We start from the raw sequence: 10,674 nt of genomic DNA on the forward strand, positions 1-10,674 counted from the left end.
CTCTGGCTCTGGCTCTGGCTGAACAATAGATTGAATCATAGGAACATCATCGACAACATCACTCTCATCAAGCGTGCTTGCCGAATCGTCGACCGAAGGTTCTGCTATCGTCATTTCCACCGGAATTTCCGGCTCAGAGGTACGCACAACACGAGCCGCAGAAACACCTTCATCCATTTCATCGAATGAGGGGCCATCATGGTGAGGGGGAAAACTATCGGCAGGCGCAAACAGCGGGTCATTCTCATCCGTCACGTCGGGTGTTAACAGCGATGGGATACTGTATTCAGCTTGCTCTGATTGATTAGCAACGCTGGCTGACCCGTTTTGTCGCGCCACAGGAGTGGTAACAGGCGTACCTTTTGACGCTGCGGGCTTAAACGCTTCTTTTTTGAGTTCAGGTTTGAGTGTCGACTCAAACGCAGAATCTAGCTTGGCCTTCTCCGGTGCTGACGCCTGCGTCTCAGCTGCCACTTTTCGAACAGGTGAAAGATCTAGCTTATTAAAGCTAGGCTCCGCTTTAGCAACAGGTGTATCCGTAGCAAAAGTAGGTTCTCGACGGGAGTCCGCGCGGGTCTCGCCATGACTATTAGCCACACGCGCTCCGCCACCCGGCAATTCAGGATTAAAGGAAGATTCCTCGACGACCTCAGGTAGATCCGTTAACGACTTATCGATTTTCATCTTCAGTCGATTACCGTTACCACGCATCCGGCGCCAACCATCCAATACAATCAGGAGAACAACTATCACGCCACCGATAATTAGCCATTCGCGTAATCCTAATTCCATTGCCAGATATTACCCTTATCTAATTTATATACATGGCACAGAGACTCCTGTGCTGGATTTCATCAATTATTCAACGACGTGATCAATAGATAGTTCTAATATATCAACTTGCCCATGAACAGCAACAGAAGAAATGATTCCGCTCAAATCACCCGGCTGAGGTGTCGGTTGTCCTGAAGCCGATATCCGCGCAACCAACTCTACCGTTTCGGCCCCTGAAAGCTTAGCTTGTGGGCTCATTGCAGTACTATCATCCAGCACAACGGTGAGTGGCAGATCAGCTACAGTTAAACGCTTAGCCGCCAATGGCATACGGCCGCCCACTGGTCTTGCATAAATGAATACCGTCATATCCGGTGTGACTAGGCTACTTAATTCAGGATCGAGACTCACCGCTAGTTCCAATTTAACCTCAGCCAGTTCAGGAAGATCGGGGACAGACTCTCCTGCAGCCAATAGTTTTTCACGAGCGGAGCGAATACCCGATTTGAGCGAATCCGCTTGTTCATCTACAGCATTACGCAACCCTTTACGCCAGAACTCTATCGCCTCTTGATAGTCACCCTTTTCATAAGCGGCAATACCTAACAGACCCAGCGCCGTCACTTCGAATGGATCGATTGACAGCGTCTTATCGACTTCGCTATTAATCTGGTCATTCAATTGCCCCTGATTAGCAAAAAATAGTGCTTGGGCATATTGACCATTAACACCGGCATATTGCGGCATATCTTCTGGTAAATATTTTAGCGCGTTACGATAACCTTCAGCAGCGGCCGAGTAATTCTGCATACTCATAAAGGTGTTCGCTAGCAGATACCAACCCTCAGGATTTTCAGGTTCCTGCTCTAAGCGATTTTGCAGCGCCGTCACGGCTTCTTCAACCGTGGGAGTCCTACCATTAAACGGGTCAACCGGCCCATTTATCGCTATCGCCAAATCAGCTGAGCGGCCTTGCTTTGCATAGATGGCCAATCCTACTGCGGGCACTAATATCGCCAGTACGAAGGCAGTGACGACTCCACGCGAGGTCACTATCAGTGATTTACTCGATGAGGCAACGGTGTCATCCACATCCTGCAACAGGTTACGTTCCAGCTCTAATTTCAGGGACGCAAAGTTATCCTCATCGAGATTACCTGCATCACGTTCATGGTTCAGCTCCGCAAGACGTTCCTCATAGATAGAGATATTTAATTCACGACGATCAACATCAGCCTGGCTCTCCGCCTTAGACTGACGCCCTTGATAAACCGGATATAACACAAATGCCACCGCCAGCAGTGAAAGCAGTGCAATACCTAACCATAACGCCGTCATTTAGTTTGTTCCTGTTTCAGTAACTGATCGAGCTTTTGTTTTTCCGCATCGCTCAGGTTAGCCTTAGGCTTACCCGGCTCGGCTTTTTTTCGTTTACCACTCACCAACAAAACCACCACGACGCCGATCACTAACAAACCTGCGGGTCCATACCACAGCAAATAGGTTTGCTCAGTCATTCGTGGTCGATAGAGTACAAACTCACCGTAGCGACCGACCATAAAATCAATCACCTGCTGATCGTCAGCACCCTCTTCCAACATGCGGTGCAACTCGTTACGCAGATCTTCAGCGATCGGGGAATTAGAATCAGCTATATTCTGGTTCTGACACTTAGGGCAGCGCAGCTCAGCCGCTAACGACTGAAATCGTTCCCGGGTGGCGTCATCTTTAAACTCATAGGTATCGATAGCCGCATTCGCTAACGCGCTAACGCTCAGCAATATCACCAATAAAGCATGCCGGATCATCAGTTAACCTCCAACAGTTTCATACGCTCGCGCAAGTCATTCCACACCCGCTCGTCGATGGCACCAATATGCTTGTAACGGATAACCCCTTGAGCATCCAACAGAAAGGTTTCCGGCGCGCCATAAACCCCTAGATTCAACCCAAGCTTGCCTTCTGGATCATAGATGTTTACAGCATAGGGATTTCTATAATTATCCAGCCAGATCTTCGCTTTCTCGCGATCGTCCTTATAGTTAACACCGTAGATGGTAACCCCTTCATTTTGAACCATACGGTTTAACTGAGCATGTTCCGCCTTACAAGTTGGGCACCAGGTCGCCCAGACATTCAGTAAAGCAGGACGCCCCTTCAGATCGGCAGCGGTGATGATTTGTTGCTCGTCCAGCAGGTCCGACAAACTAAACTCAGGCACCGCTTTACCAATGAGCGGTGACGGTATGCTTTCGGTATTTTTACCAATACCATTCCAAAGAAACAGCCCTAGTGCCACAAATAACACGAGGGGAAAAATAACAATTAATCGACGCATCGTTATACCTATCTGTAGCTATCGAAATAGTTAATCAAGCGGCAGCCCGAGCAGCTTCGCGCCGGGCTTGTTTACGGTATCGAGGATCGGTAGCAGCCAATAAACCACCAGCGGTCATCAACAAACCGCCTAGCCAGAGCCAGCGAACAAAGGGTTTGTACTGCACACGCACAGCCCAAGCACCATCGCCCAATGATTCACCTAACGCCACATAAAGATCGCGGAACAACCCAGGATCAATATCCGCTTCAGTCATCACATTACCGCGAGCAGGATAGAAACGTTTCTCCGGTTTTAATTCACCGTAAAAATCGCCCTTATAAAGTACCCGAATTACCCCCATATCAGCAGTATAGTTAGGCCCCTGTTTCTTCTGCGCGCCTAAAAACTCAAACTGATATTCACTGAAATTCAGTACATCACCGGGCGCCATCCGCAGATCACGCTCTTCGTTATAAATACTAACCATCAGCGCGCCAACAACGGCCACAGCAATACCCGCGTGGGCTAACATCATCCCAATATAGCTACGAGACATACCCGTTAACGCTTTTTTCAGGTTACTGCGGCCCGCTATTTTCCGCCAAAAGTCCTTAATACTGGTAAAGACCACCCAGAAAACTAAGGTCATGACACCCGCAACCGTTAGGTTAAAGGTCTCTGCATAGAAATATTGAAATAGCAGACCCGCAATCAGACTCAATACCGCAGGTAACCACAACTGTTGCAACAGATAGGTCAGTGAAGTCTCTCGCCAGCGAGCGGCAACACCGATGCCCATTGCCCCAAGAATAAGCAGCATCAAAGGGATAAACAGCGAATTAAAGTACGGCGGCCCAACCGAAATTTTACCCCACCCCATCGCATCCACAATCAATGGATAGATAGTGCCGAGCAAGACCATCATCGCCGATACCACTAGCAGGATATTGTTAATCAACAGCAAGGTTTCACGGGATAACAAGGCAAAGCTAGATTCACTCTTCACATTGCCCGCTTTTACCGCATAGAGAATCAGTGAACCACCGATGGTGATCACCAATAGTGCCAGAATAAAGTAACCACGATCAGGGTCAGAGGCGAACGCGTGAACCGAGGTCAACACGCCGGAACGCACGAGGAAAGTACCCAACAGGCTGAGTGAGAAAGCAAAGATCGCCAATAGCACCGTCCAGCTTTTAAACACACCGCGCTTTTCAGTGACCGCGAGTGAATGCACCAGTGCGGTACCCACTAACCAAGGCATGAATGAGGCATTTTCGACAGGATCCCAGAACCACCAGCCGCCCCAGCCAAGTTCGTAATAAGCCCACCAACTTCCCAGCCCAATACCTAGCGTCAGAAACGCCCAAGCAATACTCGTCCAAGGTCGTGACCAACGCGCCCATGCCGAATCGAGACGCCCTGTCAGCAACGCAGCGATAGCAAAAGCAAAGGCTACCGAAAAGCCCACATAGCCCATATACAGCATCGGTGGGTGAATAATCAGGCCGATATCCTGCAGCAACGGATTGAGGTCGCCACCTTCCAGTGGAAACGCCGGCAGATGACGGTCAAACGGGCTCGAGGTCATCAGAGTAAAGAGGGTAAAACCAACCGCCACGATGCCCATCACCGCTAATACGCGGGCAACGATCTCTATCGGCATATTTTTACTTTTTAATGCTACTGCAACGGTCCAGCCACTGAGAATAAACACCCACAGTAGCAAGGAGCCTTCATGCCCTCCCCAAACCGCACTGACCTTAAAATACCAAGGCAATAGGGTATTTGAGTTGGTAGCAACATAGACGACGGAAAAATCATCGACGACAAAAGAATAACCTAAACAAGTAATACTGATCGCCAAAAAGAAAAACATCCCCAACGATAATGGCCGGGCATAATTCATCATCAAGGTATTACCCACAGAGGCACCGACCATCGGCACAACCGCCAGTAAAGCAGACATACAGAGCGCCAGAATCAGCGTATATTGTCCCAGTTCTGGAATCATAATGGCTGAGCTCCTTTAGCACGCATCTGTTCCGGCATTTTACCGGCTTTTTCTAACGCTTCAGCGACTTCCGGTGGCATATAGTTCTCATCATGCTTGGCTAGTACTTCAACCGCTTCAAACACCCCATCGCTGTTCATCTCGCCTTGCGCCACGATCCCCTGCCCTTCGCGAAACAGATCCGGCAGAATACCGGTAAAAGTAACCGTGACGTTATTAGCATAATCCGTCATATCAAAGGTAACGGTCAGGCTTTGTGTATCTCGCTTAACACTGCCTTCAACGACCATACCACCAGCTCGGATACGCGTTCCTTCCGGTGCTTTGTGTTCGACAATATCGGTGGGCGAGTAAAATAGATTAATATTTTGATTGAGAGCGTACATCACCAGTCCAACAGCGGTGGCTGCACCAAACACAATAAAAAGCACGATGATCAGGCGCTGTTTACGTTTAGGATTCATGAATTCTGTTTCTCCCTGCGCAGCCGGCGGGCTTGCTCACTAAAGATCTGACGCTTTTGCATCAGTGGATTGACGATATTGATCACGATCACGGCCAGTGCGATCGCATAACTCAGCCAGACATAGAGGCCATGACCTCCCATATCGATAAATTCGGCAAACGATTCGAAACTCAAACTCATATCCTCAATTAGTCATCAAGGCGCGTACCCAACTGCTACGACGCTCACGCTGAATAATTTCGTTGCGCAACCGCAGCATCATTGCTACGGCAAAGAAACAGTAAAAACCGATCACCATCACTAATAGCGGCAGCCACATTTCAGAAGGCATCGCAGGACGTTCGGTCAGAGTAAAGGTTGCCGGCTGGTGTAGTGTATTCCACCAGTCAACGGAGTATTTAATAATCGGGATATTCACCAATCCCACCAATGCCAACACGGCAGTAGACTGCGCCGCCGTGCGTTCGCTTTCAATGGCTGAATTTAGAGCAATAACACCCAGATAAAGAAAAAACAGAATCAGCATGGACGTTAGGCGCGCATCCCATACCCACCAAGAGCCCCACGTCGGCTTGCCCCAGATGGCGCCAGTTGCCAGCGACAAGATAGCAATAGACGCACCAATCGGCGCGCAACATTTGGCCACCATGTCAGCGACTTTCATCTTCCAAATCAGACCGATGGCACCCGCCACCGCCATCAACATATAGCAGGATTGTGCCAATATAGAAGAGGGCACATGGATATAAATGATCCGAAAGCTATTGCCTTGCTGATAGTCAGCGGGAGCAAACGCCAGCGCCCAGACTGTCCCTACCACGAGGGTCAACACAGCCGCTATCACAAAAATTGGTAGTAACTTACCCGTAATGTCATAACACCAACGGGGAGAAGCCAGTTGATAAAACCAACGTGGCAGCCACTTCTTATCAGCCATATTTCAACCTTATCGGGTTTTACCCACTTACACTAATTCTCAATGCGGCACCAATTGCCAGCGGAGCCAACACCAACCCCAGAGACAACATGGCTCCAAGAATGGCTAAATATCCCCCTAAGGGCAAGCCCGTTACAGCGCCTTGTACCGCCGCGCTGCCAAAAATAAGTACCGGAATATAAAGCGGCAAAACCAGCAGTGAAATCAACACTCCGCCTTTGCGTAAACCAACCGTTAATGCGGCGCCAATCGCGCCAACCAAGCTTAAGGTTGGTGTGCCAAGCAACAAGCTTAACACCAGCCCCCACATGCCATCCCCAGGCAAAAACAACATCACACCTAGCAGTGGCGCCAAGATAGTCAACGGCAAACCCGTCAGCATCCAATGGGCCAGCACTTTTGCCAGCACCACTAAATAAAGCGGTTGCGGGCTGAGTAAAATCTGCTCGAGTGTTCCGTCTTCAAAATCAGAACGAAACAAGCTATCCATCGACAAGAGTGTCGCCAATAAAGCGGCGACCCAAACCACACCCGGCGCCACATCAGCCAGGAAAGTGGGATCGGGACTAACCCCCAACGGAAACAGAGTCGCCACCATCAAAAAGAAAATCAGCGGATTGACGAGATCACTTTTACGCCGATATGACAGTAGCAGTTCTCTTTTTAATGCCCCCCAAAAAGGACCATCAAGCCGGCATTCGGTTATCATCGCGTCGACTGCCGGTCGATTAGGCATACTATCGCTCATAAAGTTCCCGCTAATTGATCAAGATTAAGACGGCGAATTTTATCACCCATCGCCAGCTCATGATGAGTCGTCAAAATAACACTGCCACCTTGCTCGGCATGGGCGACCATGAGGGCCTCTTGTTCGGCGACACCCTGTTTATCAATGGCCGTAAAGGGCTCATCCAAAATCCATAAAGGAGCACGACTGAGATACAGCCGCGCCAAGCTGACTCGCCGATTCTGCCCTGCGGAGAGCGTATGACAGGGAACATCCTCATAGCCTCTTAAACCGACTTTGAACAGCGCATAATCAAGCTGACTTAGCACCATATCGGGGTGCAAAGACCCATACCACTGGAGATTTTCTCGCGGCGTCAGTACCGCTTTAACCCCTGGCTGATGACCAAAATAGAGCAACGCTTCGCGGTAATCCGAGGCACACTTATCAAGATGCTCCCCTTGCCAATAAATATCACCCTCAAAATGGGATGACAGTCCACTGAGAATCCGCAGTAAGGTGGTTTTACCACTGCCATTCTGGCCTTCTATCTGAATCACTTCACCCGCATGCACCTCAAAGCAAAGCGCCTCAAATAGCACTCGCTCATCCCGCTCGCAAAACAGATTCTCGATTTTCAGTCTGGGTGTGGACAACAGGGCAACCTCAAAAAACCACTTCAAAAAAGCAAAACAGGCGATGCCTACCTTTATAATTAGCAATATCCGCCGAAAGCAAGGCATTATATACAAAATAAACAGCCGTGGTGCATAACTCGGTCAAAAGAACTAGGAAGGTGTTGAGCCGGTGCAGGAAAATCGCTAATGCTTAATCCACTGAGCATACAAAATTTACAAAACAGTGCGGGTAAGTCGCTCTCGGCAACCGAATTGGTGCGCGCCCTGCCGTTGAATACGCCGACGCAGATCAATGTCCGCCAGAGTACCCCCGATGCCTCACGACCCAATCAGTTTACCTTGCAAGTACAACTAGGAAGTCAGGTCTATCAATTAAAGAGCGACCAATCACTACCGCCAGGTAGCACAGCCACACTCACCCGAACCGCAGCGGGACAGTTACTCTTAAGCAACGCCCCCAGCCAGTCTCAAACGGTTCCGGCCGGTACTACCGGCACCCCAACGACTAACACCCAAAACACAGCCATGAATCAGGCGGCTATGCCGCTAAAGAACAACTCACAAACACTCGCGGGTACGACAGCGACGATTCCAGAGCGCTCCGCCTCGCAAATCAACTCACTCTTACCGCTAAACCGCCCCGTGCTAGCAACGCTATCGGTTGCTATTCGGGCGGGCACAGGGGAAAGTAACATCCTCGCGACAATCAATGGCCGCACGGTTCCCCTAACACTCAATCAAGCGCTGCCATTTGATGGCAAAGTCATGCTGACACGAACCTCCGACCAGCAGGTTCAAATACAGCCACTGACCTCTCCCGTTCAAAATCAGAATCTCAACAATACGATTAATGATGCATTACGTTATGTTTTACCCACACAGCAGCCGGTTGCCGGCAGTCTACTTAAATTGCAGCAACTCAATAACAAAACAGGGGGTGAAAAGAGTCCAGTCAACAGCGTCATCAGTTCACTGCTGAGTCTATTTGGTGTCAAAACAGGATCAGCCGCAGAAGCTCAGGCTGGGGTGCAACAAAACTTACTCAATGGCGGCCTGTTTACTGAAAGTAACTTAGCCAATCCCGGCAAACAGATCTCAAGTAACGAGATGAAATACCAGCTCAATCAGCTATTACAGCAAGCGGATAAATTACCGGAACAAGCACGCCAACAACTACAAGAGATAGTCAAAGGTTTACTCAATAGAGTCACCAGCAACCAGTTAGAAAGTCTGCAGAACACACGGATCAATAGTGACGGCGGCCTTGAGCGTTTTTTCGCCCTCGACCTGCCGGTTAAAAACGGTGAGCAACTCGATAATGTCGAACTAAAAATATCCGAACACCGTCGTCAACTCTCCGAAGATGAGTGGCAACACTCATGGCGCGTTAGACTACACTTTGATCTTGAACAACAGGGCACTATTGATGCAGAGCTAGTCTTGGAAGATGAGCATCAAGTCACCGCACATTTTTGGTGTAGCCAAGCGGACATTGCAGAAACGTTAAATGACAAGCTCCCCGAGTTCAATCAACAGTTACACCAACAGGGGTTTAATATCCAATCAACCCATTGCAGTGAAGGTGCTGCGCCGAAAGCGATCAACCGAATCGAGCCACTCATCGATGTCACCACCTAAGCGAGCCGTTAAATGAGTAAAAAAGCAGACGAGTATCAGAAAGCGATTGCCTTGAACTACGATCATGAGGGGGCCCCAACGGTAACCGCCAAGGGGCAAGGAGTGATTGCCGAACAGATTATCCGGCTGGCGAGGGAACATGATGTACATATTCATGAAAGCCCAGAACTGGTTGAAGTTCTACTACGCTTGGAGCTCGGTGATGAAATCCCAGAAGCCCTCTACCGCGCCATTGCCGAGATCATCGCTTTTACTTACAAGCTAAAAAATGGAACCGATTAAAGTAGATCTATTAAAGCTGATATCCAGAGGATTAACTCTGTTTATCGGGTGCCGCGATCTCTTTATGCAACAAGGCCATCAACTCAGCCTCTGGCCGGCCAATGCCACAGTTTTTCACCAGATCATCGACATCCGCACCCATCTCCATTAAACGAGCCGCCTGATTATAGGCCAGCACACCGGGATCACGATTGGCTAATTCCTGCTGTTTTTCAGCGGTAATATTCAACTGATTCTCTACATCCATCAGCCGATGTCCCATACCAATAGAGCTGCTCGTCAGTGCTTGTATTTCGTTGCGCAGCACATTGATCAACGCTTCATATTGTCGCTGATGCTGCTGTAGTTGTCGCTGGGCATGAATAGTGTATCCCACCGACACCGATGCGATCACGGCGACCACCGCCAAAGCTAGCCAGATCATCTTATCTCCTCATCACTGATGACAGGCCGCATTAAGGCCATCTAATAACGCGGGAATATTCATCACCGCACATTGATGTTGCATACAGGTGCCTAACAACCAAGGCCGAGCTTTCGGGTTGTTATTCCAAGTAATTGAGTCTTCCTCAATGGCTTGTGAACCGATCATCGAATCAATGGTGATCGCCCAGCCAGCATCTTTAATCTTAATTAACTCAGAGTAATCCGCTTGGTCGGGCTCATAGCGCTCGGGAATCGTCCACATAGCCGTATCAATCACCCGCACTAGCGTACCCGACTCATCATAGCTGCCTAAAATCCAGTCGGCATCATGATTCAGCCCCAGCTTCATGGTGCTTATATCATGCGCGCCCTGTAAATATTTAATCGGCAACGCTAACCTCACCCCATACATCTTCACCAACAAGCACTGTAGTGGTTCTGGTTCTGGTTCT

Annotated in this window: 13 protein-coding genes and 1 pseudogene; 2 read left to right on the forward strand and 12 right to left on the reverse strand. The window is 49.3% G+C overall.

Annotated features, from left to right (window positions below):
• From KO512_RS04900 to ccmA, 10 genes and pseudogenes are all read right to left on the reverse strand, one after another.
• Positions 1-792: pseudogene (locus KO512_RS04900) on the reverse strand (hypothetical protein); the annotation flags it as partial.
• Between the two features lie 66 nt (positions 793-858).
• Positions 859-2,112 (reverse strand): c-type cytochrome biogenesis protein CcmI, encoded by a 1,254-nt coding sequence (gene ccmI, locus KO512_RS04905; protein WP_215951224.1) that lies wholly within the window; start codon positions 2,110-2,112, stop codon positions 859-861.
• Positions 2,109-2,582: a cytochrome c-type biogenesis protein gene (locus tag KO512_RS04910; protein ID WP_215951225.1), complete on the reverse strand. Its 474-nt coding sequence runs from the start codon at positions 2,580-2,582 to the stop codon at positions 2,109-2,111. The genes ccmI and KO512_RS04910 overlap by 4 nt, the downstream gene beginning before the upstream one ends.
• Positions 2,582-3,112, reverse strand: a complete 531-nt coding sequence (locus KO512_RS04915) for a DsbE family thiol:disulfide interchange protein (RefSeq protein ID WP_215951226.1) — start codon at positions 3,110-3,112, stop codon at positions 2,582-2,584. Before KO512_RS04915 ends, KO512_RS04910 begins: the two co-directional genes overlap by 1 nt.
• 34 nt (positions 3,113-3,146) lie before the next feature.
• Positions 3,147-5,108 (reverse strand): heme lyase CcmF/NrfE family subunit, encoded by a 1,962-nt coding sequence (locus KO512_RS04920; protein ID WP_215951227.1) that lies wholly within the window; start codon positions 5,106-5,108, stop codon positions 3,147-3,149.
• Positions 5,105-5,572 carry a cytochrome c maturation protein CcmE gene (gene ccmE, locus KO512_RS04925; RefSeq protein ID WP_215951228.1) on the reverse strand — a complete coding sequence of 156 codons (468 nt, stop codon included), beginning with the start codon at positions 5,570-5,572 and terminating at the stop codon, positions 5,105-5,107. The genes KO512_RS04920 and ccmE overlap by 4 nt, the downstream gene beginning before the upstream one ends.
• Positions 5,569-5,754, reverse strand: a complete 186-nt coding sequence (gene ccmD / locus KO512_RS04930; protein ID WP_436792265.1) for a heme exporter protein CcmD — start codon at positions 5,752-5,754, stop codon at positions 5,569-5,571. The genes ccmE and ccmD overlap by 4 nt, the downstream gene beginning before the upstream one ends.
• A gap of 4 nt (positions 5,755-5,758) precedes the next feature.
• The gene (locus KO512_RS04935; protein WP_215951230.1) at positions 5,759-6,511 is read right to left on the reverse strand and encodes a heme ABC transporter permease; all 753 of its coding nucleotides are present in this window, start codon (positions 6,509-6,511) and stop codon (positions 5,759-5,761) included.
• A 19-nt stretch (positions 6,512-6,530) separates the two neighbouring features.
• A complete protein-coding gene (gene ccmB, locus KO512_RS04940; protein ID WP_215951386.1) occupies positions 6,531-7,220 on the reverse strand; it encodes a heme exporter protein CcmB in 690 nt (229 codons plus the stop codon).
• A 35-nt stretch (positions 7,221-7,255) separates the two neighbouring features.
• Positions 7,256-7,894, reverse strand: a complete 639-nt coding sequence (gene ccmA / locus KO512_RS04945) for a cytochrome c biogenesis heme-transporting ATPase CcmA (RefSeq protein ID WP_215951231.1) — start codon at positions 7,892-7,894, stop codon at positions 7,256-7,258.
• A gap of 168 nt (positions 7,895-8,062) precedes the next feature.
• Here ccmA and KO512_RS04950 point away from each other — a divergent pair, with 168 nt between their 5' ends.
• Both KO512_RS04950 and KO512_RS04955 read left to right on the forward strand, forming a co-directional pair.
• Positions 8,063-9,514, forward strand: coding sequence for a flagellar hook-length control protein FliK (locus tag KO512_RS04950; RefSeq protein WP_215951232.1), 1,452 nt, complete (start codon positions 8,063-8,065; stop codon positions 9,512-9,514).
• A 12-nt stretch (positions 9,515-9,526) separates the two neighbouring features.
• Positions 9,527-9,796 (forward strand): EscU/YscU/HrcU family type III secretion system export apparatus switch protein, encoded by a 270-nt coding sequence (locus tag KO512_RS04955; protein ID WP_215951233.1) that lies wholly within the window; start codon positions 9,527-9,529, stop codon positions 9,794-9,796.
• 31 nt (positions 9,797-9,827) lie between these two features.
• On the opposite strand, the gene KO512_RS04960 is transcribed toward KO512_RS04955, so the two are convergent.
• A complete protein-coding gene (locus KO512_RS04960) occupies positions 9,828-10,220 on the reverse strand; it encodes a DUF2802 domain-containing protein (RefSeq protein WP_215951234.1) in 393 nt (130 codons plus the stop codon).
• Positions 10,221-10,232: 12 nt separating this feature from the next.
• The coding region (locus tag KO512_RS04965; RefSeq protein ID WP_215951235.1) for a chemotaxis protein CheW at positions 10,233-10,674 on the reverse strand (442 nt) is incomplete at its 5' end.

This window comes from Amphritea atlantica (assembly GCF_018860855.1).
Taxonomy (GTDB): domain Bacteria; phylum Pseudomonadota; class Gammaproteobacteria; order Pseudomonadales; family Balneatricaceae; genus Amphritea; species Amphritea atlantica_A.